Raw genomic sequence first — 25,267 nt, 5'->3', positions numbered from 1 at the left:
CCGTTCCAGCACTGATGGCTTGCGCGGATATCTGACATTGGGGTGGATTCATCCACCCCTCAATCAATACCTGAATGCCATCGCTTCAGAGTGATCGAGCCCAACCCGAGGCTCAGTCTTTTTCCAGCGGTGAGAAATACAAGCGGCCCAGACCACGCCAGGTTTTCTTGTTCCAGGCCCTGAACGGAATCTGTGCCAGCAGCTCACGGGCCAGCTTGCGATCACGGCTGGCGGTTTTCAGGAACATGGAACTCAGGAATTTAAAGCGCACTTCGTCGTACAACGGATGATCGCTAAAGAGCGCGTAGGTACGCAGGATGTTGTCGATCATGAAACGGTTATTCTTGTAGGAGTTGGTGGCGTGCTTGCGATAGCGCGCCATCACCACGCTCAAACCATCGATGAAGTAACCCGCATGGGTCACCTTCAGCTCGATCAACAAGTCCTCCAGGCGAATGTTCGGATCGAACCCGCCAACCTTGTCCAGCGCTTCGCGACGAATCATCAGGGTCGGCGCCGGGGGATAGGGCTTGCGCTCCAGGAACATGTCATCGAAGTCCAGACGGCGGAACGGCACATCACGACGCTGACGCTTCTCCGGATAGAGGTTGCCGTCGCCGTCGATCAACTCGATATTGCCGGCGCAAATCCCGACTTCAGGCTTGCCATCCATGTACTCGACCTGAATCGCGATGCGCTCGGGCAACATGATGTCATCGGAACCGAACGGCACGATCAGGCTGCCCCGTGAGCGGGCAATCGCGCCATTCAAGGTATTGGTCAGCCCCTGATTTTTCTGGACCCGGAAATCGAACCCGTATTGTGCCTGCAGAGCCTGGATACGCTCGACACTGTCATCGGTAGAGCCATCATCGACCACCAACAGCTCAATGTTCTTGTAGCTCTGATTGAGGACACTGAGGATGCTGTCCTCGATATAGCGACCGTGGTTATACGAGGCAATGATGACTGTTACGAGAGGTTGAGCGTCGCTCATGGCTGATCCTTCCGGGCCTGGCTCAAACCAGAGTCGATCAGATTCAGGTACTCCTGGCGGAACACCTCGATGTCATGTTGTTCCTGGAGATAACGATAAGCTTGTTCACCCTTGGCCTTGAGCGCTGCGTCCGACAGTCCGAGGTAATTATCCAGCGCCGCGACCAGGGTTGGCACATCGGCCGGCGTAATGGCCAGGCCGCCTGCACCCTGGATCAACGGCAGCATGGCCGGCACGTTCGAAGCAATCACCGGCAGATGCCCGCTCATGCCTTCGAGCAGCGCCAGACCCAGGCCCTCTGCCAGGGACGGCATGGTCCAGATGTCAAAGGCGCGAACGTACTGCAAGGCGTTTTCCTTGAAACCGAGCAAATGCGCGCGACCGCTCAAGCCCAGGCGCTCGATCTCGGCGGCCAGGCGCGCCTGTTCGCGCCCGGCACCAATGATCGCCAACTGAGTGGTCGGGTACTTGTCCTTGAGGGCAGCAAACGCTTGCAGAAGATACGTGTGCCCCTTGACCGGCACCAACCGCCCCAGCGCACCAATCAATCGCACCGATGGATCGATACCCAACAGTTCGCGCGCGCGCTCACGGCTGTGCTGCAAGCCTTCTGCCTGCTCGATGTCGATGGCATTGGTAATGGCGTAGGTGTTCTGGTCGGTGAAGCCGCAGTCACAGTCGAGCAGATACTGCTTGACCGCCGGTGACACGCCGACAAAGCGCCAGTGCCGATCAATCAGCCGCTGGGTCTGGCGGCGTCGATAGAAACGGTCGTACTCGCCAAATCCGTGGGAGATGCCAATGCACAATGGCACCTTCAACCAACGATTGAGTGCCAGCATCATGTTCACGGGCTTGAAACGGTTGCAGATCACCACGTCGAATTTTTCTTTGCGGCAGAACTGATACAGCCGCCACATGGCCCGCAGGCGCATGCCTTTGAGCGCCTTGTCGGAAAACTCGAAATACACTGATCGGTCGGCACGGCTCACCGCCTCACCCGGCCCGGGCTTGCCCCTCAAAAACGCCGCTGTCACTTCATAGCGATCGCTCGGCAGAGCCTTGACGATCTGCTCCGCGAGGTCAGCAAAATCATGAGCCTTGACGTTGTAGTCCGGCTGCAATTGCAGAACCTTTGACCGTTGGCTCATAACTCTCCCCGGTGAAAACCAGTCGCATCGATAACCCAGGCGGATTCAGCGGCGAGGCGCTTGACCTCGGCCGGATCGGGTTCAGGCAACGATGACCATTCGTTGCGCTTCCAGCAGACAAAGTGGAAATACGGAAACCGGCGATCGCCATCGCGATCATTACTCACACAGCCATCGCGCCAATACCATTTGTGCGGAAAGTTTTCCGTGCCGTCGTGCCACTTGATGCAACCACCGGGCGTACTGAATGCCTCGGTGAATTCGCTGCGTCGGCGCAACGGGTTGAACTTGCCCACCAGGTTGAACAACGGCTTGGGGAAGTTTTTGCGCCAGAGGAAGATGCGACTGAATGCTCCCTCGTCCAGTGCATGATGCTTCTGATCTTCGAACCGCGCTTTCCAGTCCTTGATCTGCCTGAACAACTCACGATTGCGGGCAGTGTTCCTGATCAGGCAAAGATGGCCGGCGACTCGCCGCTCGTGGGTGGAGAACAGATCGTAGGAGGCAAGCCGATCCGCAGTGAAGTAGCTGCGCAGATCGCCGTATACCAGATCAATATCGCCATAACCCCAGAAATCATAGCCCTGCAGGCGGTCAGCATGAATAAGCCCAAACGCCGGCCGGATGTCGCACAGCTTGTAAGCCTGTTTTGGCGCAAAGTCGATGCCCAGGCGCTCGGACACGATCCCGCAATAGTCGCTCAACATCATGTTCTCGACGGTGACGTTAGGCGGTAAGTTTTCAGGAATCCCGCAGTCGCTGAAAAACAACCAGTCGATGTCGGGATTACGACGGCAGCTCTCCAGAAAAAACGGCATCCAGGATGGCCAACGCCCGAAATAAGGCATCAGGAACAAAATACGCGGGCATGGGTTAATCACAAAAACTCACCTGTCAATGCTTGAAATGCCGCCATGTCAGGCCGCGTGCTACGTCAATTCTGCTTCACGGATGCTTCAACATGCTGCAGTAACCAGAATAATTCTTGGCGTCTGACCGCCTTGCGAAAGAATTCATTCTCGCCATAGAGGGGCGGAACTCTACTGGCCAGGAACCACTGTATCAACCGGCGTACGCGTCGCTTTAACGGCATCGGCGGCTGCAAATCATGCATCATCCCCAATGCCATGGCTTTGTCACGCTGCCGCTCCAGTGACATCGGCAAACAGAAAGGCTGCATTGGCACCGACGAATCGAAAAAAGGTGGCAGTGCGATGCCGTGACCGGCATCACCCATTGGCCAACGATCGTTGTCGTGCAGGTGGTTGGCGTAACCGAGCACAGTGGTCGGCTGCCACTCCAGCCCTCGCAGCGCTTCGAGTACAGCTTCCCGGGCGCAGATGTGGTCCGGGTGTGGATCGAGGGTCGGGTGCGGCAGGACGAGAACTTCAGGGCGCGCCCGCAGCAGCAGTTCGCGCAGATCGGCCAGCAGATTGTTCCAGGTCGGCGAACCGTCCACATCGCCAGGCAGGGCAAAGGGGTTCAGATGGCGGAACAATCGGGTGTCGTCAATATCCGCGTCCCGTGAACCCACCGGTTGAGCCGGTGAAGCTTGCATGGTCGCCAGTTGCAGACAGAAGTAACCCAGTTGCACGCAATGGGCTTCGGGCACGCCGGCCCAACGAGGTACGGCGATACTGTCCCAGGCCCGCAACCGCCCTTTCAGGCGCGCCGCCTCGACCTTGTTCAGGCCGATCTGCTGATAGTGCTCGGCTTCTATTTCACCGGCGGTGAGCGTGACGATCCAGGTCTCGTCGGCCTGACTGTACAAACCGTAGGCGGCCAGCTCGGCATCATCGGCATGGGGCGCAATCACCATCACCCGTTGGCGGCGATAATCCGGATGTTCGAAGGCCCATAGCACGGGTTCGCCGAGCAGCCGGCAGAAACGCCCACGCAGACGCAATTCACCTCGCGACAACGCTTGCGCCTGCCCACTCAAGTTGAGATAGCGCAGGCCGTTGACCCCGCGTTCGAACGTTTGCCGGTCAGGGTGATCGCCGCCCGACAACTCGACCACCGGATCGATAAAGCGCCCCAGCCACGTGCTCTTGACCCGAAGCGCCAACACCAGCGTCGCGTCGTCGACCAGCATGACACCGTCATCCAGCCGCAAGCGCTCCCCGGTCAAATGAACCTTGGGCTGCGGGGTGTAAGGCGGGAAGTTGTATTGGTAATCATCTTTGGGCGAATAGAACAGATGGTCGGCAAACCAGGCCTCGTGGGCAATCCAGCCCAACACCGCGAGCACCGGCGGCAACCACCAGGTCAGCATGAAGCCGCTGGCGATCAACAGCGCCAGGGCAATGAGCAGACCGATGCGTTTATTGCGCCGATGGCGCTTGAGCAGTTGCTGTTTGCGGCTCATGGGTTGACTCATACGGTGAAGACCGGCACCGGGTTGCACCAGCGCTCCTTGTATTCCCGGTCGGCGCGGCCGAAGGAGAAGCGCAAGGGTTTGTCCAGCGCGCGGGCATGCTCCCAGGCACTCTGGGTATTGAGGAAACTCAGTACGCTGCCGGGGCTGAATTCGCGGGTTTCAGGGTCAACGCCACCATTGATGTACTCGACGCTGATCCACTGCGGCGTCTCGACGCGATACACCAGCTGAATCGCGATCGGTGCATCGTTGAGGAAAATCACCGAACCGATCAACAGCTCACGCAACAACTCGATGACCTCGGCCATACGTTCCGCGCCGGTCGCCGCAAAGCCCCAGCGACGCTGGAACAGGTCGCAGTAGATCGCCGCCAGCTCACCACTGGAAAACTCGGAAACCGCTCGCACGACCCCGCCCGCCTCTTCCAGCAACCGGAGTTCACGACGCTGGTTGTAGCGAAATTTCTTCGACAGCTCTTCAGGGGTACGGGCCATGGCCAGTTGTTCGGCCTGCAACTTGATTCCGCTAAAACGGCTCTCGTTCAGTGCCGACAAATAACGAGCGCGATGACGCAAGGGGACCTGGGCATCATCGGCGGCCGGCAGAATGATCTCGGCATTGCCGAGGTCGAACAGACCCTTTTTGCCCTTGCTTTTGAGCACATCCTTGGACAGGGCGAGGTCACGACCCCAGGTCGGAATCGCCGCTTTGACGTCGCCGTTTTGCTCCCAGGCCAGGTAGCGAACCGGAATATCAGCCAGCTGCGCCAGCCGTTCGACCACCATTGGATGAGTGGCGACGCTGCCGCCATAACGCTGCCAGGCCTGGGCATAGGTCGAAGCATCAGCTACCGACCAGCCACGTTCGCGCCAGCCTTGAAATCGGTTGAGCATCAGCCCCTCGGTGCCAGTTCGATAACGTGTGGCAAATGCCAGAAAGCCTCGCGTACCGCACGGTCGGAGAAGCGTTCATGCAGGCGATCGAGCATCAGCTCGGCGCACTGGTGACGTTGCTGTTCGTCCATTGCCGCCAGATGTTGCAGCCCTTGGGCCAGGTGTTGGGCATCGCCCACCGGGAACAGAATACCCACGCCCTCGACCACTTCCTTCGCCCCGGCACACGCCGTGGCGAGCAACGGCACGCCGGCGGCCATGGCTTCGAGCAGCACCATGCCGAAGGGCTCGCGATCGGAGCTCAGGGCAAACACATCGAAGGCGCGAAAATAACGCCGCGCCTCGGGTACCTGGCCGAGAAACAGGACACGGTCGCCAATGCCCAGCTCGCGCGCCTGGGCCTTGAGGTCTTCCTCAAGACGACCTTTGCCGAGGATCACCAGCTGACTGTTGGCCGGCAAACCCGGCAACGCCATGGCAAAACCTTCCAGCAATGTGGCTTGATCCTTGTCCGGGTGCAGCCTTCCGACGTTGCCGACAATCCAGGCATCGACCGACAGGCCCAGGGTTTCCCGTGCCTCACGGGCCGACAGCTGGCTGGCCTGCAAGGCCGGCACGTCAATGCGGTTGTAGAGCGTCTGAATCCGCGCCGCAGGCCACTTGGGCAAGCACTCACGCATGTCATCGCGGACCGCATCGGATACCCCGAGCAGGCTCAGGCGCTTGCTGAAAATGCGTGCGAAGAGTTTACGGCTGCCGCGCTTGTAATCGCCAAACGCGTGATGCACGCCAATCACTGGCAAAGAAGTGCCAAGCAAGGCGATATAAATCGGCTTGAAGCGATGGGCAATGCAGAAACTGAAGTTGCGCGAGGCGGCGATCTTGCGCAGATCGCCGATGGCGCCCAGCTTCAGGCCACGAATGGCCCTGGAGCTGTATTCCATGAACAACACTTCATCGGATGCGCAAGCCGTGGCAACTTCGGCGTCGGCAACCCCGGTCAGAAACACCGTGGTCACACGATACCCGGTCCCCGCGAACAGGCTGGCGTACTGCCGGGCGCAGTCCAGAAACGGGCCGTCATAGCCGTGACAGAACTGCAGCACATGGCGTTCAGCCGAGCGTGTCATAAGCGTTGGCGCCCTCTTTGACCACTAGAATGTCTTCCATGATCAAGTACTGTAGATCGGAACCGAAGAACATGTTCAAGGCATCCGTCGGCGAGCAGATCATCGGTTCGCCGCGACGGTTGAGCGAAGTGTTCAGCGACACGCCGTTACCCGTCAGGACTTCCAGCGCCTTCATCATGTCGTAATAGCGCGGGTTGTATTCGCGCTTGAGCACCTGGGCACGGGAAGTACCGTCCTCATGGACGACTTCAGGCACGCGGGTTTTCCACTCTTCAGCCACTTCGAAGGTGAAGGTCATGAACGGCGCAGGGTGATCGATCTTGATCATTTGCGGTGCCACGGTGTCGAGCATCGACGGGCAGAAAGGCCTCCAGCGCTCGCGGAACTTGATCTGGTGGTTGATGCGATCCGCCACACCGGCCACGCTCGGGCAGCCGATGATCGAACGACCGCCCAAGGCACGCGGACCGAACTCCATACGGCCCTGGAACCAGGCCACCGGGTTGCCATCGACCATGATTTTGGCGATCTGCTCCGGCATGTTGTCGAGCTTGCGCCATTTCGGCTTGTTCTCGTGACGGGCGCACGCGGCGATCACATCTTCATTGCTGTACGACGGGCCGAGGTAGACGTGCTCCATCTTCTCGACCGGTACGCCACGTGCGTGGGACACATAGGCTGCGGCGCCAACCGCGGTGCCGGCATCGCCGGACGCAGGCTGCACGAACAGCTCCTTGATGTCGTCGCGGGCGATGATCTTCTGGTTCAGCTTGACGTTCAGCGCGCAGCCACCCGCGAAGGCGAGCTTGCCGGTCTGCTTGAGGACGTCGCCCAGATAGTAGTCGATCATCTGCAGCGCGATTTTTTCGAACAGCGCCTGCATGCTCGCGGCGTAGTGGATGTAAGGCTCGTCGGCGATGTCGCCTTCGCGCTTTGGCCCCAGCCACTCGATCAGCTTCGGCGAGAAGTAGAAACCCTTGCCCTTCTCTTTATAGCGACGCAGGCCGATGACGTTGGCGTAGTCGGTGTTGATCACCAACTCGCCGTTTTCGAACGAGGCCAGACGCGAGAAATCATACTTGCTGGCGTCGCCATACGGCGCCATACCCATGACCTTGAACTCACCGTCAAGCATCTCGAAACCGAGGAACTCGGTGATCGCGCCATACAGGCCGCCGAGGGAGTCAGGGTCGAAGAATTCCTTGATCTTGTGAATCTTGCCGTTTTCACCGTAACCGAAGAAGGTCGTGGCGTATTCGCCCTTGCCATCGATCCCGAGGATCGCGGTCTTCTCTTTGAAACCGGAGCAATGGTAAGCGCTGGAGGCGTGGGCCAAGTGGTGTTCGACCGGCTCGATCTTGATTTTCTTCGGGTCGAAGCCCAGTTGCTCCAGGCACCAGACAATCTTGTTGCGATAGCGCTTGTAGCGACGGTTACCCATCAGGATCGCGTCGAGGGCGCGGTCCGGGGCGTACCAGTAACGCTTGGCGTAATGCCAGCGCGCCTTGCCGAACAGGCTGATCGGTGCGAACGGAATTGCTACCACGTCAACGTCGGAAGGCTTGATGCCGGCCTGTTCCAGGCAGAACTTCGCCGATTCGTAAGGCATGCGGTTCTTTGCATGTTTATCGCGCACAAAGCGCTCTTCTTCAGCCGCCGCGACCAGCTTGCCGTCGATGTACAAGGCTGCGGAAGGATCATGGCTAAGGGCGCCGGACAGGCCAAGAATCGTCAATGCCACAGGGGTCTAGCCTCTTTAGTCTGCATGCAGGCGCAACGCGCCTCAAAAATTAATGTGCCCTCGCAAGCGGCGAGAGACAGCTAAAGGGCGGGATTATAGCTTAAACATGCCGGGAATGACCCTACGGTTATCAGCCTCGTAAAGACGCACCGCGCACTCAGCCACGCGCCGGGCGCCAGTAAATGCGGATGTTGCCATCCATGCCCTGCCGGACAATCGTGTATGGCAAGGCAACGGTATCCAGTGCGCCGGACAGGGCGAGGTCCAGCAATACCAGCGGCACGAGCACTCCGGTAGGATCGGGCGGCGCATTCATTACGCAGAAATCGTAGGCCAGGCCGCTATAGATCCGGGGAATGGACTGACAATAGGTTTTTTGCCTCCGAAGCCCCCGAGCCGCATCCTCATCGCCCTGCAATACGGTCGCGGCGGTTCCGCAACCGGCCAGGGCCAGAGAGATGGCACTCGATGCTACCGCTCTTTTTATCGTCAAGATCTGCCCTCCGAAAAACGTCAGGCAAACTAGCATCGAGGTTATTCGAGCCCCAGTTCATGGCTTCTCAAAATCATGTAGGACCGATCATAAAAACCTGTCACCTGATCCTGGGCAAATGATCTGGCCGTGTCAGGCAGCGCTGGAAGCATCCTTGGGCAGGCGCTGATCGATGACATGATAAAGCGCGCTGTTTTCAGGCCAGTTACGCATGAACCGCGCCCGGTCCCGTGCATAGGCCGGGGCGAAGCTGCCGAGCGAGCCGTGCTGACACATCGAATCCAGATCGATCAGCGCCCAGCGATCCTGCTGCCAGAACAGGTTGTGACCCTTGAAATCGCCGTGACTGATGCGCAATCGGATCAATTCGGCAAACAGGTGATCCAGCGCCGCCAACTCCGCCTCGGGTGCGTTGCCGCGCTCGACGTAAGGCGCAAAGCGCTCGATGATGTCCGGCCCCGGCAAGTACTCGGTGACCAGATAGGCGCGACCGCGCAACCAGAGATAACGCTTCTCCAGCAACGCCAGCGGTTTGGGCGTGGCGATGCCGAGGAACGCCAGGCGATTGCCTTCGCGCCAGGAATGCCAGGCACGGCTCGGACGCCAGAAGCGTTTGAGCCAGTGAGCGAAACCCTTGATGTTGTAGCGCTTGATGACCAGCGCACGACCGCCCACCTCGACCTTGCCAACGCTCGCCGCGCCGCCGGTCTTGTACAAGTGGCCCTGATCGAGCAACGCATCGGCCTGCGCCAGAACCGGCAACATCGCAGCCTCTTCCTCGCGGCGAATCGCCCGCAAACCGAACGCGCCGCGCTGCACGCTGAACAGCGTGCACTCACGACCGACCTTGTTCAGGAAGTCCTTCAGGCGCCAGTTGCGGACCTTGTCGATCTGCTTCTGCAAGGCTTCCATGGGCAAGGCATGCTCACCGTTGCTCAGCAGGTAGTACACCAGCAACTCTTCGGTGAATGGCTCCAGCGACGTGGGCAACTGGGCAAAAAACACCCCGAGGTTTTCCAGCACTTTCTGCCGTGACAGGGGCTGGCCGGGCGTTTCGCTACAGATCCCGGCGCCATCGATCAAATAAAGGCGATTGCCCTGGCGCAGCAGGTTGTCCAGATGCAGGTCTTCCTGCCACAGGCCCTTGCGGTGCATTTGACCGATCGCACCCAGCGCTTCAGCCAGAACGGCTGCTTGTTCATCGGCCAGCACAGGCTGGTGTTCGACCCGTTTCCAGGCCTCATCGAGGCTTTCGGCGTTCTCGAGAAAATCGAACAGCAACCAACCACCCTCACCGTCCTTGAGACCATCGGCCAACAGCAATGGCGTGGTCAGGCCTTGCGCGGCGAGAAGACGAACACCTTCCAGCTCCCGCTGAAAATGCCGGGCGGCCTTGCTACCAACCAGCAATTTGGCCAACACCGGGCGACCGCGCCAGATGCCCGCACCGACATAACGCTGCCCCGGCAACACCCGCAACAGGCTCAACAACTGCAGCTGCGCAGGCCCGGCAGCATCGGCCAGCGGAATGCTCAGCGGCAGGCTCGGGCTGCGACCGGCGTTTTTCAGCTCGGACAATCGCATCAACACTTCTCCTTCTGGCCGCGCATGTGATATTCGCTCCACTCGGACGCCCGATGCAGTAACGGCTCCGGATCCTTGATCCGGTCGCGCTGGCCCGATAACAAAGGCCGGGGCTTTTTCAAGTCGTCATCAAGCTGCAGGGTCCAGAGCGCGTCGAAAGAGCCAAGGCCATGACGCTCAAGCTGCGCATGGTCTTCAGCGGCCAGAAAATCAGTCATTCACGCCCCTCGAAAAATCTCACCACATGCCGGATCCGCTTTTTATCCGCAGCGGTGAGGCGGGGCCTTTGCCTGTATTGCAGGTAAAAGCGCAGGCGCTGGGTCGCCGACAGGTGATACTTGGCAACCTTGTCGAGACACGCCAGGTCCTTGGTAATACGGTATTTGAGCCAGAAACCGCGCCAGAAATCCCCATTGGGGCAGTCGATCAGAAACAGCCTGGCCTGATCGTCGATCAGCAGGTTGCGCCACTTCAGATCGTTATGGGTGAACCGGTGATCGTGCATGGTCCGGGTGTAGTCGGCCAATTGACGACTGACCGCGTCGACCCAGGCACGGTCCGCCAGCTTCGGATCGCGCCGGTTGGCCAATACCGACAGGTCTTCGGTATGGGGCAATTCACGGGTGATCATTGCCCCACGATCATAGGCCGCGCCGCGTCGCTCCAGCCCCCACGCCACCACCTCGGCAGTGGGAATGCCCCACTTGGCGAAGCGCTTGAGGTTCTGCCACTCCATCTTCACCCTCGGCTTGCCGAGGTAGCGACGCAGGCCTTTGCCTGCACCGACATAGCGCTTGACGTAATAGTTGACGCCATTGCGCCGAATGCGAATGACCTCGGACAGCGGATCGAGGGTCAGCTGCTCGCCTTTGAGCGCAAAAACGGCATCAAGACTACCGAAGTCATCTGCCAGGTCGCTGTAAGCCGGTTCCAGTTTCCAGGCCGACATCAGAGCGCATCCCCGTAGCGCTGTTTACGCTCGTAAAGCTTATTGGCCTTGCCTTCAAGCCACGCCAGCAGCGGGCCTTCTTCCGCCAGGATCTGGCGCAGCGGTCGCTGGAAATAACCTTTGAGGAAGCGCAGTTTGTCGCGCCGGGTCAATCCGATGTCCAGCGCCGAGAAATACAGCGCCGCCAGATCCTTGTCGCGCCAGCGCCGGGTGATCGCCGGTCGGGTCTGGGCGCGGTGCAGGTCGATCACCGAGAGCTTGAAGTCATCTGCGGTCACCGGTTTGTCGGTGTGCAGCAGGAAGTGACAGATGTAGCAGTCGCGATGGTTGACCCCGGCGCGGTGCATCATGCCGGTCATGCGCGCCACTTCGGCGATCAGCGCACGCTTGAGCCGTGGCTCGGGCGGCTGCTTGACCCAATCGATGCTGAAATCTTCGAGACTGACAGTCGGTGCCAGCTCTTCGGTGACGATGAACGAGTGCTGGTCTGCCGGGTTGCTGCCCTTTTCGCCATAAGCCACGGCGGTCATGGTCGGGACGCCGACTTCCTGCAGACGCTGGATGGCTTTCCACTCCTGGCCCGCGCCGAGCACCGGTAATTTGGCGGTGAGCAGGTTCTTGAAGATTTCGCCCCAGCCGATGCCACGGTGAATCTTCACGAAGAACCCGTTGCCGTCCACTTCAGTGCGCAGGGTGCGGCGAGCTTCCAGTTCGCGGTACACCTCGCCCTGCAGCCCCTCGACTTCGGCGAACGGGTCGCGTCCGGCCCAGAGGCTCTTGAACGGTTCAGCCAGCATCAACTTCATTCAGCGTGCTCCGCCAGAATCACATCAGCCGCGTGCTGCGGCATGCTATAGAGGTCGGCCGTCTCGGCGAAGGCCACACCATTGCGGCTCCAGGCCGCCCGTGCCTGAGCGTCATTCAGCATGCCGGTCAGGTACTGGTTCAACTGCGATTGATCGAACGGCTCATCCAGCACCAGGCCGGCATCGGCCTCGGCAATGTAGTGGGCGTAACCGCATACCGCACTCACCAGCACCGGCAACCCGGCCACCAGCGCCTCAAGCAGCACGGTACCGGTGTTTTCGTTGTACGCCGGGTGGATCAACAGATCGGCACCGAGCAGGAAACGCGGAATATCGCTGCGCCCCTTGAGGAACGTCACGTTGTCGCCGAGTCCCAGCGTGGCACTTTGCATCTGGAATAACTTGGGGTCGTCCTGACCAATTACAAACAGCCGGGTGCGTTTCTTCAGATCAGCGGGCAATGCGGCCAGGGCCTTGAGGCTGCGATCCACACCCTTGGTCTTGAAACCGGAACCGATCTGGACCAACAGCAGCTCATCATCCTTCAAGCTGAATTCGGCTCGGAAGCCGGCGCGGATGTCGTCTGCATCGGCCGGGCGGCGCCGGTCCTGGGCAATGCCCGGTGGCAGCAGGTGGAAGCGCTTGAGCGGCGTGTCGTAGTGCTTGATGAACAGCGGCTGCTGCACTTCGGAAATCATCAGGATTTCGGTCCTGGCATCCCTGGCGAACACCGCGCGTTCGTACTCGGCAAAGTGGCGGTAACGCCCCCAGCGCCGGTACAGCGAATTACGCAGATTCTGCGCCTTGTCTTCGAAGCAGCCGTCGGCGGCGTAGTAGACATCCAGGCCCGGCATTTTGTTGAAGCCGATCAAACGGTCGACCGGACGCTTGGCCAGGTCCGCCTCCATCCACGCGCTGAGTTTTTCGTTGCGCCGATGGTTGAACAAAGCCTTGACCGGCGCTACCAGCACTTCGAAGCCCGGCGGCACGTCGCCTTCCCAGATCAACGTGTAGACGCGAATCTGGTGGCCACGCTTTTGGCACTCCAGGGCAATGCGCATGAAGTCGCGCTGCAAGCCGCCAAAGGGAAAATATTTGTACAGGACAAATGCCAATTGCATCAGCGCAGCTCCTCAGCCAGTAACAACGTGCTCAGTCGGCTCGCGACACGCTCGGGATTCAGACGCGTGAAGCACAGTGGCCACTCGCGTTTCAGGTCAAACCGACGGGCGTCTTCGGCCGTCGGTTGATAGGTGCATTTTTTTTGCAGGCAAGGCGCGCAAGGGAAGTCGCTGGCGATGTGGATCTGCGACTTGCCGTAGGCCCCGGTCAGGCCAGGATTGGTCGGGCCGAACAATGACAGCGTCGGCACGTCCAGTGCAGCGGCCAGGTGACCCAGGCCGGTGTCCACTGCCACGCAGGCCTGTGCGCCGGCCAGCGCTTTGCCGACACCGGCCAGATTCAGTTTGGGCAGCACTTCGACGTGCTTCATGTCTTTGGCAATGCGCTCGGCGCGGGCCTTCTCGATGGCATTGCCCCAGGGCAACTTCACCCCGACGCCCAGATAACCGACACGTTCGGCCAGCTCGCGCCAGTAGGCTTCGGGCCAGTGCTTGGTGTCCCAAGTGGTGCCGTGCAGAAACAGCACGTAAGGGTTCTTGCGCGGCAACTCCACCAGGCGCTCGACGCTCAGGCCGTAATCGCCCAGGCCCTTGGGCAGGTCGTAGCCGAGGGCGATGGCGAACAACTGGCGAACTCGCTCCACCGCATGCTGGCCACGGGCAACCGCCAGGCGCCGATCATAGAAACGCGCAGCGATCGGCTCGCGTGCCGAGCTCTTGTCCAGGCCGGCCACCGGCGCCTTGACGTAACGGGTCAGCCAGGCACTTTTCAGCAGCCCCTGGGCATCAATGACCAGGTCGTACCGGGTCGCACGAACGCTTTGCTTGAAACGCTTCCACTCGCCACTCTTGATGGTTTGCCAGATGTTCTTGCGCCAGCGACGGATCGCCACCGGAATCACCTTGCCCACCGCAGGGTGCCAGGTCGGGATCTCGGCGAACCCCTCCTCCACCACCCAGTCGAATTTGATGCCGGGAATCGCCCGCGCCGCATCGGTCAACGCCGGCAACGCGTGAATTACGTCGCCCAGCGATGATGTCTTGATCAGCAGTACCCGCAAACTATTGAACCTCGACCACAGTGCCCTGCAACCGCTGCAAGGCTTCGTTCACTGCCTGCGGCATGAGCTGGCGCAGACAGTTGTAATGGCCGAATCGGCAGGTGCGGTCGAAGCAAGGGCTGCATTCGATGCCCAGGCGCACGATTTCGACGTGCTCGGCCAGCGGCGGCGTAAAACCCGGCGAAGTCGAACCGTAGACTGCCACCAGCGGCCGGTTCAGTGCGGCGGCGACGTGCATCAGGCCGGAGTCGTTGGACACCACCGAGTCGGCGCAGGACAGCAGATCGATTGCCTCGGCCAGCGAAGTGCCGCCACTGAGGTTCACCGACTCTTCACGCAAACCGGGAATCAGGCGCGAACGAATATCTTCGCCCACGGCATGATCGTTTTTCGAACCGAACAGCCAGACCTGCCAACCCTCGCGGATTTTCGCTTCGGCAACCTTGGCGTAGTGCTCCGACGGCCAGCGCTTGGATTCGCCAAACTCGGCGCCCGGACACAGCGCCAGCACCGGACGATCGAGGGCCAGACCGAACCTGGCCAGTGCCGCTTCGCGGGTCACCGGGTCGATCTGCAGGCTCGGTCGCGGGTAAGGTTTGGGCAATTCGACACCCGGCTCGTGCGCCAGGGCCATGAAGCGCTCGATCATCAGCGGGTAACGTTCCTTGTCCAGCGTGCGCACATCATTGAGCAGGCCGTAACGGAATTCGCCGCGCCAACCGGTGCGTTTGGGGATGCCGGCGAAAAACGGCACCAGCGCCGACTTCAGGGAATTGGGCAACAGGATCGCCTGGTCGTACTGGCCGGCCAGGGATTTGCCGATACGCCGACGCGTCGCCAGCTCCAGCACGCCGTGACCGAGCGGAAAGCTCAGGGCCTGGCGGACTTCGGGCATGCGCTCAAGAATCGGCCGGCTCCACTCGGGGGCCAGCACGTCGATTTCGCATTGCGGGTGGCGTTGCTTGAGACACTGAAACAGTGTCTGCGCCATCACCATGTCACCGACCCAACTGGGCCCAACGATCAGAATTTTCATGTGGTTTCCAAAACGATCCGGGGAGGCTTTACGCCTCCCCGCCTCGAGAATCTCTGCAGGGGCAACGCATGCTTGCGATGGGTCATCACTTTCAACATTGCTGTCGACTGTCACTCCGCTATCGCGAGCAGGCTCGCTCCCACATTGGGTATGGGTGCCTCAATCTACACATCACCACTAATCCCTGTGGGAGCGAGCCTCGCGATGAACCTGAGGACTGCGCGGGGTATCAGGTTAGCCGAGTCATCGTTAACCACCATCGCGAGCAAGCTCGCTGCTACAACCCCAGCTCTTTCCAGATCCGCATGACCTGTCGCCGTTCGTCCGCGAACTGGTCGCCGGGAATCACCCCCGGGTCCTTCTGCAAGGCCTGCCGGTGGGCGGCGGAGCGGTACGCCTTATAGGCTTCACGCAACAGGCTGGTATCTTCGGCGGGCATCAGGCCTTCGTGTTCCAGCTCTTCCAGAATCCGGATATTGTCCGTCCAGCGCAGCAATGCCGGGTGTGTTTCGGACCACGCCAAGGCCGCGTATTGCACCATAAATTCAATATCGACGATACCTCCGGCGTCCTGCTTGAGATCGAACGGCGCCGTGGCCTCGAAGGCATTTGCCCCGGTGCCGGCGGCGGTGCTCTTGCTGCCGAGGTTGTCGCGCATCTTGGCGCGCATCTCGCTGACCTCCTGGCGCAGGGTCGGCAAATCACGCGTTTTGCCCAGGATCGCCGCGCGAACCTGTTCGAATGCCCGGCCAACATCCTCGCTGCCCACCAACACCCGGGCCCGCACCAATGCCTGATGCTCCCAGGTCCAGGCTTCATTTTCCTGATAGCGGGCAAAGGCCCCCAGCGAACTCACCAGCAACCCCGCCGCACCTGACGGTCGAAGGCGCATATCCACTTCATAGAGTTGACCGGAGTTGGTCTGGGCCGTCAGTAAGTGAATGATCCGTTGCCCCAGGCGGGTAAAGAATTGCGCCCCATCGATAGGCTTCGGCCCATCGGTCTCCGCTTGCGGATCGCCATCGTGGATGAACACCAGATCCAGGTCCGAACCATGCCCCAATTCCAGGCCGCCGACCTTTCCATAACCGACAATGATGAAGCCGGGATCGCACAACGTGCCGTCGCTGCGCAGTGGCGTACCGTACTTGGCCACGGTCTGACGCCAGGCCAGGGCCAGCACTTGCTCCAGAATCGCTTCGGCGAGCCAGGTCAGGTAATCGCTGACTTTCATCAGTGGCAGGCTGCCGGCGATTTCCGACGCAGCAACCCGCAAGCGGTGCGCCAGTTTGAAATGGCGCAAGGCTTCCATTTGCTGTTCGAGGTCATCCTCGGGGATTCGCGTCAGGCGCTCGCGCAATTCGGCGGCCAATTCCGGCGCCAGGGGCGGTTTGAACAGCCGGCCTTCGTTGAGCAGTTCGTCGAGCAGCAACGGAAAGCGGGTGATCTGTTCGGCGATCCACGGGCTCGCTGCGCACAAGGTCAGCAGGCGCCGCAAGGCACCGGGGTTTTCGGTCAACAGCACCAGATACGCTGAGCGACGAGCCACGGCTTCCACCAGTGGCAGCACCCGCTCCAGCACCAGATCCGGGTTCGCGTGCTCCACGGCCTGAGCCAACAGCCGCGGTATAAATGCATCGAGGCGCTCGCGCCCCAAACGCTGCATGGCGCGAAGTTGCGGACTGCCACGCAGGCTGGCCAGGGCTTTCAGCGCCTTGGGCGCATCGCTGAAACCACCCTCCTGCAACTGGCGACAGGCCGCCTCTTCATCCTGAGCCTCTTCCCACAGGGGGAGCCACTCACCACCGACCACCACTTCGCTTTCGGCATCGTCTTCGTCGGGATCGGCGATCACCTGGGCGAAGTGCCAGGCAATGCGGCCGCGCCAGTACATCAGTTGCTCATGAAAAGCCGCCCAATCGGCGAAGCCCAACATAAAGGCAATGCGTGCCTGATCCTGCTCGCCATCGGGCAGCATCTGCGTCTGGCGGTCGGCAATCGTCTGGATCGCATGTTCGGTGTAACGGAGGAATTCGTAGCCTTCGCGCAGCTCGCTGATCACCGCCGGCGGCAAGTAACCCTGACCTTCCAGCGTGCTCAGTACCTTTAATAGTGGACGTTGCTGCAGGCTCAGGTCGCGCCCACCGTGAATCAACTGGAAAGCCTGGGCGATGAACTCGACTTCGCGGATGCCACCAGAGCCCAGCTTGATGTTGTCGGCCATGCCCTTGCGCCGCACTTCCTGCTGGATCAGTTGCTTCATGGTGCGCAACGCTTCGATGGCCGAGAAGTCCAGATAACGCCGGTATACGAAGGGTCGCAGCATCTCTTGCAGTTGCGCACCGGCCACTTGATCGCCCGCCACCACCCGCGACTTGATCATCGCGTAGCGTTCCCAGTCGCGACCCTGATCCTGATAGTACTGCTCCAGCGCGTTGAAACTCAGGACCAGCGCGCCCGCCGAACCGTACGGCCGCAGGCGCATGTCGACACGGAACACAAAACCGTCGACGGTCATCGGGTCCAGGGCCTTGATCAGGCGCTGGCCAAGACGGATGAAGAATTCCTGGTTATCCAGCGGACGTTTCACACCGACGGTTTCGCCGCCCTCGGGGTAAGCGAAAATCAGGTCGATGTCCGACGAAAGGTTGAGTTCCACCGCACCAAGCTTGCCCATGCCCAGGACAACCATTTGCTGCGGCTGGCCACTGCGTCGACCGGTCGGTACGCCGAACTGCTGGCAATGGCGTGAGTACAGCCACTGATAGGCCTGATCGATGCTGGCGTCGGCCATGTCCGACAGGTCGCGGCAGGTCTGCACCAGATCGGCCTGGCGGGTCAGGTCACGCCAGATAATCCGTACCTGATGACGGGCACGTTGACGGCGCAACGCGCGACCGAGCTGCTCTTCGGTCTCGGCGGCGCTCACCGCTGCCGCAATCTGCGCACACAACTCGCCGGGAGCGAAGTGGCGGTCGAGTTCGCCAGACTGCACCAGGTCCAGCAACATCAAAGGGTCACGAACACTCTGTTCAATCACGAAATCGCTGGCGGCGGTCACGCGGGCAAACTGTGCCCAGCGATCCGGGGTCCAGGTGGAGAGGCCATGGTCATCATCCAAAGCACCGACGGCGGTACGGAACGACTGCTCGGCACGGGTGACAAACGGCAGCAGAACGGAGGGCAGTTCGGCGAGCGAAGGGAGGCTCATGGTCTATCCTTGATCGGCGTGTATTGGGCTGCATGTAGTGAATCTTGCAAACACACTACCTGGAGGACTGTCGAACAAAAGTTAGAAATAGCTGAAAATTCTATTTTTTTGGCATCCAGCATCAAGCTTTCACCTTTTACGATTGGAAAAAGACCAACCTTAACGATTATTCTCACAACGCAGCCGGGGGCCACAAGCCGCTCATCTGTAGTTTTACTACTCGTATATACATTAGCAAGGCTGAAATGCCGGAAGATTTGTAGTAAAACTACACACCGCCGGAACAACCTATCGGCAATCCAAGAATTCATAACGTCTGCCCACAAGGCCAGTCGCTAACTCAGGCAACCGATTCTGGTAGCCTTTCCGCCCTGGAGCAAGCCATGCAAGACCTCGATCCCGTCGAAACCCAGGAATGGCTGGACGCCCTGGAATCGGTTCTCGACAAAGAAGGCGAAGACCGTGCTCACTATCTGATGACCCGTATGGGTGAACTCGCGACCCGCAGCGGTTCGCAGTTGCCTTACGCCATCACCACGCCTTACCGCAACACGATCCCCGTTACCCACGAAGCACGCATGCCTGGCGACCTGTTCATGGAACGCCGCATTCGCTCGCTGGTGCGCTGGAACGCGATGGCCATGGTAATGCGTACGAACCTGAAAGATTCTGACCTCGGCGGTCACATCTCCAGCTTCGCTTCCAGTGCGACCCTGTATGACATCGGCTTCAACTACTTCTTCCAGGCCCCGACCGACGAACACGGCGGCGACCTGATCTACTTCCAGGGCCACACCTCGCCAGGCGTTTACGCCCGTGCATTCATGGAAGGCCGCATCACCGAAGACCAGATGAACAACTTCCGCCAGGAAGTCGACGGTCAGGGCCTGTCGTCCTACCCGCACCCTTGGCTGATGCCTGACTTCTGGCAGTTCCCGACCGTGTCCATGGGTCTGGGCCCGATCCAGGCGATCTACCAGGCACGCTTCATGAAGTACCTGGAAGCCCGCGGCTTCATTCCTGCCGGCAAACAAAAAGTCTGGTGCTTCCTGGGCGACGGCGAGTGTGACGAGCCGGAATCCCTTGGCGCGATCTCGCTGGCTGGCCGCGAGAAGCTCGACAACCTGATCTTCGTCATCAACTGCAACCTGCAGCGCCTCGACGGCCCGGTTCGCGGCAACGGCAAGATCATCCAGGAACTCGAAGGCGTGTTCCGCGGTGCCCAGTGGAACGTGAGCAAAGTCATCTGGGGCCGTTTCTGGGACCCGCTGCTGGCCAAGGACGTCGACGGCATCCTGCAACGTCGCATGGACGAAGTCATCGACGGCGAGTACCAGAACTACAAAGCCAAAGACGGCGCATTCGTGCGTGAACACTTCTTCAACTCGCCAGAACTCAAGGCGATGGTTGCAGACCTGTCCGACGACGAGATCTGGAAACTCAACCGTGGCGGCCACGACCCGTACAAGGTCTATGCGGCGTACCACCAGGCGGTCAACCACAAAGAACAACCGACCGTCATCCTGGCCAAGACCATCAAGGGTTATGGCACCGGTGCCGGCGAAGCGAAGAACACCGCGCACAACACCAAGAAAGTCGATGTCGAGAGCCTGAAGTTGTTCCGCGACCGCTTCGACATTCCGGTCAAGGACGAAGAGCTGGAAAACCTGCCATTCTTCAAGCCGGAGCCAAACAGCGCCGAAGCCCGTTACCTGAGCGAACGCCGTGCCGCACTGGGCGGTTTCGTGCCACAGCGCCGCGCGCAAAGCTTCAGCGTACCGACGCCGTCCCTCGATACCCTCAAGGCCATCCTCGACGGCTCGGGCGACCGTGAAATCTCCACCACCATGGCCTTCGTGCGCATCCTGGCGCAACTGGTCAAGGACAAGGAAATCGGCCCGCGCATCGTTCCGATCATCCCGGACGAAGCCCGTACCTTCGGTATGGAAGGCATGTTCCGTCAGTTGGGCATCTACTCGTCCGTTGGCCAGCTCTACGAGCCGGTCGATAAAGACCAGGTGATGTTCTACAAGGAAGACAAGAAGGGCCAGATCCTCGAAGAAGGCATCAACGAAGCGGGCGCCATGAGCTCCTTCATCGCTGCCGGTACTTCGTACTCCAGCCATAACCAGCCAATGCTGCCGTTCTACATCTTCTATTCGATGTTCGGCTTCCAGCGTATCGGCGACCTGGCCTGGGCCGCTGGCGACAGCCGCACCCGTGGCTTCCTGATCGGCGGCACCGCCGGCCGTACCACGCTGAACGGTGAAGGCCTGCAACACGAAGACGGTCACAGCCACCTGCTGGCTGCCACCATCCCGAACTGCCGCACCTACGATCCAACCTACGGCTACGAGCTGGCGGTGATCATCCAGGACGGCATGAAGAAGATGACCGAAGAGCAACAGGACGTCTTCTACTACATCACCGTGATGAACGAGTCGTACCAGCAGCCAGCCATGCCGGCCGGGGCCGAAGAAGGCATCAAGAAAGGCATGTACCTGCTCGAAGAAGACACCCGCGAAGCGGCGCACCACGTTCAGCTGATGGGCTCCGGCACCATCCTGCGTGAAGTCCGCGAAGCCGCGAAGATCCTGCGTGAAGAGTTCAACGTCGGCGCCGACGTGTGGAGCGTTACCAGCTTCAACGAACTGCGTCGCGATGGCCTGGCCGTTGAGCGCAGCAACCGTCTGCACCCTGGCCAGAAGCCTAAGCTGAGCTATGTGGAAGAGTGCCTGAACGGCCGTAAAGGTCCGGTCATCGCCTCTACCGACTACATGAAACTGTTCGCCGAGCAGATCCGTCAGTGGGTACCGTCCAAGGAATTCAAAGTCCTGGGCACCGACGGTTTCGGCCGCAGCGACAGCCGCAAGAAACTGCGTCATTTCTTCGAAGTCGACCGTCATTTCGTGGTGTTGGCAGCCCTGGAAGCACTGGCTGACCGTGGTGACATCGAACCTAAAGTGGTGGCCGAGGCCATCGCCAAGTTCGGTATCAACCCGGAAAAACGCAACCCACTGGACTGCTGAGGAGAGATTCTGTGAGCGAACTCATTCGCGTACCTGACATCGGCAGCGGTGAAGGTGAAGTAATTGAACTGTTTGTGAAGGTCGGCGACCGTATCGAAGCCGATCAGAGCATCCTGACGCTGGAATCGGACAAGGCGAGCATGGAAGTCCCTGCTCCCAAGGCCGGTATCATCAAGAGCCTGAAAGTGAAGCTCGGCGATCGCCTGAAAGAAGGCGACGAATTGCTGGAGCTGGAAGTCGAAGGTGCCGCTGCGGCGGCCCCTGCGGCTGCCGCCGCGCCTGCTGCAAAAGCGCCAGCTGCACCGGCGCCTGCCGCCGCTGCTCCAGCGCCGGCCGCAGCACCTGCTGCCGCTTCGGTTCAGCAAGTGCACGTGCCGGACATCGGTTCGTCGGGCAAGGCCCAGATCATCGAGATCCAGGTCAAGGTCGGCGACACCGTCGAGGCTGATCAGTCACTGATCACCCTGGAATCCGACAAGGCGAGCATGGAAATCCCGTCGCCTGCCGCGGGCGTGGTCAAGGCCATCAGCGTCAAGCTCAACGATGAAGTCGGCACTGGCGACCTGATTCTGGACCTGGAAGTGGCGGGTGCTGCGGCACCGGCTGCGGCCGCTCCAGCCCAGGCAGCTGCACCTGCCGCCGCAGCTCCAGCGCCAGCCGCTGCTGCTCCGGCCGCACCGGTGGCCGATAGCGTTCAGGACATCCACGTGCCGGACATCGGTTCGTCGGGCAAGGCCAAGATCATCGAAGTCCTGGTCAAGGCCGGCGACAGCGTCGAAGCCGACCAGTCGCTGATCACCCTGGAATCCGACAAGGCGAGCATGGAAATCCCGTCGCCTGCCGCTGGCGTGGTGGAAAGCGTTTCGATCAAGCTGGACGATGAAGTCGGTACCGGCGACCTGATCCTGAAGCTGAAAGTCAAAGGCGCCGCCCCGGCCGCTGCTCCGGCACCGGCCGCAGCTGCACCGAGCGCTCCGGCTCCAGCCGCGGCTGCCGCTCCTGCCGCCGCCGCACCGGTTACTGCACCGACCGCGGCTCCAGCCAAGCCTGGCGCCAAGGTTCACGCTGGCCCGGCCGTGCGCCAACTGGCCCGTGAATTCGGTGTCGAGCTGAGCGCCGTGGGCGCCAGCGGTCCGCACGGTCGCATCCTCAAGGAAGACGTGCAGGTCTACGTCAAAGCCATGATGCAGAAGGCCAAGGAAGCACCGGCCGCTGCTGCTGGCGCAACCGGTGGCGCGGGCATCCCGCCGATTCCGGTCGTGGACTTCAGCCGCTTCGGTGAAATCGAAGAAGTGCCGATGACCCGCCTGATGCAGGTCGGCGCCGCCAACCTGCACCGCAGCTGGCTGAACGTGCCGCACGTGACGCAATTCGACTCGGCGGATATCACCGAACTCGAAGCGTTCCGTAACGCTCAGAAAGCCGTTGCAGAGAAGGCCGGCGTCAAGCTGACCATCCTGCCGCTGCTGCTCAAGTCCTGCGCGCACCTGCTCAAGGAACTGCCGGACTTCAACAGTTCGCTGGCTGCAAGCGGCAAGGCGATCATCCGCAAGAAGTACGTGAACATCGGCTTCGCCGTCGACACCCCGGATGGCCTGCTGGTACCGGTCATCAAGAACGTTGACCAGAAGAGCCTGCTGCAACTGGCCGCCGAGGCCGCTTCCCTGGCTGAAAAAGCCCGGACCAAGAAGCTCTCGTCGGACGAGATGCAAGGCGCCTGCTTCACCATTTCCAGCCTCGGCCACATTGGCGGCACCGGCTTCACGCCGATCGTCAACGCGCCGGAAGTGGCGATCCTCGGTGTTTCCAAGGCAACCATCCAGCCCGTCTGGGACGGCAAAGCCTTCCAGCCGAAGCTGATGCTGCCGCTGTCGCTGTCCTACGATCACCGTGTGATCAACGGCGCCGCGGCTGCACGCTTCACCAAGCGCCTGAGCGACTTGCTGGCGGACATCCGCACCATCCTGCTGTAACACCGGACGGCCCTCCTTCACCGGAGGGCCAGCCGCGTTTCGTTTTCCGAGCGCCACGCTCGTACCTCAACCCCGCCAATTTGGCGGGGCTTTTTTTGCCTGCGATTTTTAATCGAAAAGAATGCCTTCCTACATTTGTGGCTGATATCGCCCACAACTTGAATCCATTTCGGCTCGATATTTTTTAGGGCCAAATAACTAGCCTTAGTTGCGAGGTTACCGAGCAAACCCAACTAAAAACTTATTGACTCAATCAGCGCAAAGCCGAATGGACTCGAATATGTTCAAACCAACCGTTGGCCCCATTATTGGCCACACCACGACCAATCACGTACGCATATTCCTGCGCGCAGATAAACAAAAGGATGCGCCGGTATTTGCCGGCATTCGCTATCGGCGGCTTGGCGAAGAACACTGGTCAACGGGCGTCTTCGCGAAACTCGACAGCGCGCGCGACATGTCCGAAGTGATGACCCTCAACGATCTTGCCGCCGACACCGACCATGAATATCAGGCCGGCTGGTTCAGCCCCATGAGCCCGGTGCACACCGTAGAAACAGTTCAGGAGCTACCGCTGCAATGGCCGCGACAGATCCACCGCTTCCGCACCCGTTCCAGCCAGCAGACGCTGCCCAGGGCCTACATAGTGGGGTCTTGCCGTTATCTGCGCATCACTGCGGGCATCGCCTCCGCGCCTCATGTGGGCGACAGGATCTTTGCCTCGATATCCAATTTGCTGGAACAGGCCGAGCCGCCCGTCAGCGCGATGTTATTGACGGGTGATCAGATCTACGTCGATGACCTGAACTTCGTTGCCCCCGACCGGGAACTCAAGGACATTCTTCACAAGTATCGCGTGGCGTTCTCGCAGCCGAACATTGCAACGTTAATGTCAGGACTGCCTACTTACATGATCCTTGATGACCATGAGATCGAAGACAACTGGCCAGCCAATAAAAACAAATCCGATGAGTTGTTATATGCCAATGCAATGAAGGCCTATGAGCTCTATCAAGCCAGCCATAGTCCGGCCCACGAACTTTCTTCCACCGGTCAAATAAACAGGGAACTTCACAAATATTGGTATCAGTTCACGGAAGGCGATATCGAATGGTTTGTCACCGACAGCAGAACCCGACGCAACCTTTCGGCCGCCGACCGACGCATCCTGGATGTCGAGCAGGAACACGCGCTGTGCACATGGCTGATCAACAGCCCGGCCCGCGTCAAATTCGTGGTCACCAGCGTGATGTTCTACCCCGACTGCAAGCGCTCGGACGATGACGCCTGGCAAGCCTTTCCCGAGCAACGGCTGCGACTGCTGGAGACGATTCGCACGCAGCGCATCAAGAATGTGATTTTCGTTTCCGGTGACGTCCACGGCTCGATGACCAGCCGCCTGACCCACAGCGAAGACCCGGACTTCGAAGTCCACACCATCGTTTCGTCACCGCTGTGCAACAGCAAAATGCTGCCCTACGCCAAGGCCTCCACCTTCATCCTCGATCACCCCCTGGCCCGAACCGCAGCGGGCGATTATCAGCATGAATTGACGGGCGAGGTGATCAGCCAGGATAACTTCGCGCATGTGATCGTCGATACCGAACAGATTCAGGTGCGTTATCACGATCGGGATGGCAACCTGCTGCAATCGACCGGCATTGAATTGCATCAGGGCTGAAAGCGGCAAGCAGGATGACTTTTTGCGCTAT

The 25,267-nt window shown here is 60.2% G+C and carries 18 protein-coding genes and 1 pseudogene; 3 read left to right on the top strand and 16 right to left on the bottom strand.

The genetic code is table 11. The features are described from left to right. Positions 1 to 112: 112 nt before the first annotated feature. The 16 genes and pseudogenes from ACGJAX_RS08385 to glnE all read right to left on the bottom strand — a co-directional run bounded on the left by ACGJAX_RS08385 (position 113) and on the right by glnE (position 18,553). Positions 113 to 997 carry a glycosyltransferase gene (locus ACGJAX_RS08385; RefSeq protein WP_390958352.1) on the bottom strand — a complete coding sequence of 295 codons (885 nt, stop codon included), beginning with the start codon at positions 995 to 997 and terminating at the stop codon, positions 113 to 115. Next, complete coding sequence (locus ACGJAX_RS08380; protein WP_248915303.1) at positions 994 to 2,148, bottom strand: glycosyltransferase family 4 protein; 1,155 nt, start codon at positions 2,146 to 2,148, stop codon at positions 994 to 996. Before ACGJAX_RS08380 ends, ACGJAX_RS08385 begins: the two co-directional genes overlap by 4 nt. Further along, a complete protein-coding gene (locus ACGJAX_RS08375; RefSeq protein WP_390958350.1) occupies positions 2,145 to 3,029 on the bottom strand; it encodes a DUF6625 family protein in 885 nt (294 codons plus the stop codon). The genes ACGJAX_RS08380 and ACGJAX_RS08375 overlap by 4 nt, the downstream gene beginning before the upstream one ends. Before the next feature lie 53 nt (positions 3,030 to 3,082). Then, positions 3,083 to 4,516: a PIG-L family deacetylase gene (locus tag ACGJAX_RS08370; RefSeq protein WP_390958348.1), complete on the bottom strand. Its 1,434-nt coding sequence runs from the start codon at positions 4,514 to 4,516 to the stop codon at positions 3,083 to 3,085. Between the two features lie 8 nt (positions 4,517 to 4,524). After that, positions 4,525 to 5,421, bottom strand: coding sequence for an antimicrobial resistance protein Mig-14 (locus tag ACGJAX_RS08365; RefSeq protein ID WP_247258053.1), 897 nt, complete (start codon positions 5,419 to 5,421; stop codon positions 4,525 to 4,527). Beyond that, entirely contained in the window at positions 5,421 to 6,551 is a 1,131-nt protein-coding gene (locus ACGJAX_RS08360; RefSeq protein ID WP_390958345.1) for a glycosyltransferase, read from the bottom strand. The genes ACGJAX_RS08365 and ACGJAX_RS08360 overlap by 1 nt, the downstream gene beginning before the upstream one ends. Continuing rightward, positions 6,535 to 8,292: a carbamoyltransferase gene (locus ACGJAX_RS08355; protein ID WP_247258051.1), complete on the bottom strand. Its 1,758-nt coding sequence runs from the start codon at positions 8,290 to 8,292 to the stop codon at positions 6,535 to 6,537. The genes ACGJAX_RS08360 and ACGJAX_RS08355 overlap by 17 nt, the downstream gene beginning before the upstream one ends. A gap of 157 nt (positions 8,293 to 8,449) precedes the next feature. Further along, positions 8,450 to 8,785, bottom strand: a complete 336-nt coding sequence (locus ACGJAX_RS08350) for a YceK/YidQ family lipoprotein (protein WP_247258050.1) — start codon at positions 8,783 to 8,785, stop codon at positions 8,450 to 8,452. A 132-nt stretch (positions 8,786 to 8,917) separates the two neighbouring features. After that, complete coding sequence (locus ACGJAX_RS08345; protein WP_390958342.1) at positions 8,918 to 10,369, bottom strand: lipopolysaccharide kinase InaA family protein; 1,452 nt, start codon at positions 10,367 to 10,369, stop codon at positions 8,918 to 8,920. Between the two features lie 128 nt (positions 10,370 to 10,497). Next, positions 10,498 to 10,587: pseudogene (locus ACGJAX_RS08340) on the bottom strand (lipopolysaccharide kinase); the annotation flags it as partial. Then, positions 10,584 to 11,318, bottom strand: a complete 735-nt coding sequence (locus tag ACGJAX_RS08335; protein ID WP_247258048.1) for a lipopolysaccharide kinase InaA family protein — start codon at positions 11,316 to 11,318, stop codon at positions 10,584 to 10,586. The pseudogene ACGJAX_RS08340 and the gene ACGJAX_RS08335, both read right to left, overlap by 4 nt. Then, positions 11,318 to 12,124 (bottom strand): lipopolysaccharide core heptose(I) kinase RfaP, encoded by an 807-nt coding sequence (rfaP, locus tag ACGJAX_RS08330; RefSeq protein WP_247258047.1) that lies wholly within the window; start codon positions 12,122 to 12,124, stop codon positions 11,318 to 11,320. Before rfaP ends, ACGJAX_RS08335 begins: the two co-directional genes overlap by 1 nt. Continuing rightward, positions 12,121 to 13,245: a glycosyltransferase gene (locus ACGJAX_RS08325; protein ID WP_390958340.1), complete on the bottom strand. Its 1,125-nt coding sequence runs from the start codon at positions 13,243 to 13,245 to the stop codon at positions 12,121 to 12,123. The genes rfaP and ACGJAX_RS08325 overlap by 4 nt, the downstream gene beginning before the upstream one ends. Further along, positions 13,245 to 14,306 carry a lipopolysaccharide heptosyltransferase I gene (gene waaC / locus ACGJAX_RS08320; protein WP_247258045.1) on the bottom strand — a complete coding sequence of 354 codons (1,062 nt, stop codon included), beginning with the start codon at positions 14,304 to 14,306 and terminating at the stop codon, positions 13,245 to 13,247. Before waaC ends, ACGJAX_RS08325 begins: the two co-directional genes overlap by 1 nt. A 1-nt stretch (position 14,307) precedes the next feature. Beyond that, on the bottom strand, positions 14,308 to 15,342 hold the full coding sequence (waaF, locus tag ACGJAX_RS08315) for a lipopolysaccharide heptosyltransferase II (protein ID WP_247258044.1): 1,035 nt from the start codon (positions 15,340 to 15,342) through the stop codon (positions 14,308 to 14,310). Positions 15,343 to 15,619: 277 nt separating this feature from the next. Then, positions 15,620 to 18,553 (bottom strand): bifunctional [glutamate--ammonia ligase]-adenylyl-L-tyrosine phosphorylase/[glutamate--ammonia-ligase] adenylyltransferase, encoded by a 2,934-nt coding sequence (gene glnE, locus ACGJAX_RS08310; RefSeq protein ID WP_248915297.1) that lies wholly within the window; start codon positions 18,551 to 18,553, stop codon positions 15,620 to 15,622. 383 nt (positions 18,554 to 18,936) lie between these two features. Here glnE and aceE point away from each other — a divergent pair, with 383 nt between their 5' ends. The 3 genes from aceE (at position 18,937) to ACGJAX_RS08295 (ending at position 25,236) form a co-directional block, all read left to right on the top strand. Next, positions 18,937 to 21,582 (top strand): pyruvate dehydrogenase (acetyl-transferring), homodimeric type, encoded by a 2,646-nt coding sequence (gene aceE, locus ACGJAX_RS08305; RefSeq protein WP_390958337.1) that lies wholly within the window; start codon positions 18,937 to 18,939, stop codon positions 21,580 to 21,582. A gap of 11 nt (positions 21,583 to 21,593) precedes the next feature. Next, on the top strand, positions 21,594 to 23,555 hold the full coding sequence (aceF, locus tag ACGJAX_RS08300) for a dihydrolipoyllysine-residue acetyltransferase (protein ID WP_390958335.1): 1,962 nt from the start codon (positions 21,594 to 21,596) through the stop codon (positions 23,553 to 23,555). Between the two features lie 280 nt (positions 23,556 to 23,835). Continuing rightward, a complete protein-coding gene (locus tag ACGJAX_RS08295) occupies positions 23,836 to 25,236 on the top strand; it encodes an alkaline phosphatase D family protein (RefSeq protein ID WP_390959824.1) in 1,401 nt (466 codons plus the stop codon). Positions 25,237 to 25,267 lie beyond the last annotated feature (31 nt).

This window comes from Pseudomonas moorei (assembly GCF_042846945.1).
Taxonomy (GTDB): Bacteria; Pseudomonadota; Gammaproteobacteria; order Pseudomonadales; family Pseudomonadaceae; genus Aquipseudomonas; species Aquipseudomonas moorei.
Note: the sequence above shows the minus strand (reverse complement) of the source record. Positions and strands in the feature narration are given on the sequence as shown.

Excerpts from the sequence above, each read along its gene's own strand:
- ACGJAX_RS08385 (WP_390958352.1), bottom strand. The coding sequence starts at position 997 with ATGAGCGACGCTCAACCTCTCGTAACAGTCATCATTGCCTCGTATAAC.
- ACGJAX_RS08380 (WP_248915303.1), bottom strand. The coding sequence starts at position 2,148 with ATGAGCCAACGGTCAAAGGTTCTGCAATTGCAGCCGGACTACAACGTC.
- ACGJAX_RS08370 (WP_390958348.1), bottom strand. The coding sequence starts at position 4,516 with ATGAGCCGCAAACAGCAACTGCTCAAGCGCCATCGGCGCAATAAACGC.
- ACGJAX_RS08365 (WP_247258053.1), bottom strand. The coding sequence starts at position 5,421 with ATGCTCAACCGATTTCAAGGCTGGCGCGAACGTGGCTGGTCGGTAGCT.
- ACGJAX_RS08360 (WP_390958345.1), bottom strand. The coding sequence starts at position 6,551 with ATGACACGCTCGGCTGAACGCCATGTGCTGCAGTTCTGTCACGGCTAT.
- ACGJAX_RS08345 (WP_390958342.1), bottom strand. The coding sequence starts at position 10,369 with ATGCGATTGTCCGAGCTGAAAAACGCCGGTCGCAGCCCGAGCCTGCCG.
- ACGJAX_RS08335 (WP_247258048.1), bottom strand. The coding sequence starts at position 11,318 with ATGTCGGCCTGGAAACTGGAACCGGCTTACAGCGACCTGGCAGATGAC.
- rfaP (WP_247258047.1), bottom strand. The coding sequence starts at position 12,124 with ATGAAGTTGATGCTGGCTGAACCGTTCAAGAGCCTCTGGGCCGGACGC.
- ACGJAX_RS08325 (WP_390958340.1), bottom strand. The coding sequence starts at position 13,245 with ATGCAATTGGCATTTGTCCTGTACAAATATTTTCCCTTTGGCGGCTTG.
- waaF (WP_247258044.1), bottom strand. The coding sequence starts at position 15,342 with ATGAAAATTCTGATCGTTGGGCCCAGTTGGGTCGGTGACATGGTGATG.
- glnE (WP_248915297.1), bottom strand. The coding sequence starts at position 18,553 with ATGAGCCTCCCTTCGCTCGCCGAACTGCCCTCCGTTCTGCTGCCGTTT.
- aceE (WP_390958337.1), top strand. The coding sequence starts at position 18,937 with ATGCAAGACCTCGATCCCGTCGAAACCCAGGAATGGCTGGACGCCCTG.
- ACGJAX_RS08295 (WP_390959824.1), top strand. The coding sequence starts at position 23,836 with ATGTTCAAACCAACCGTTGGCCCCATTATTGGCCACACCACGACCAAT.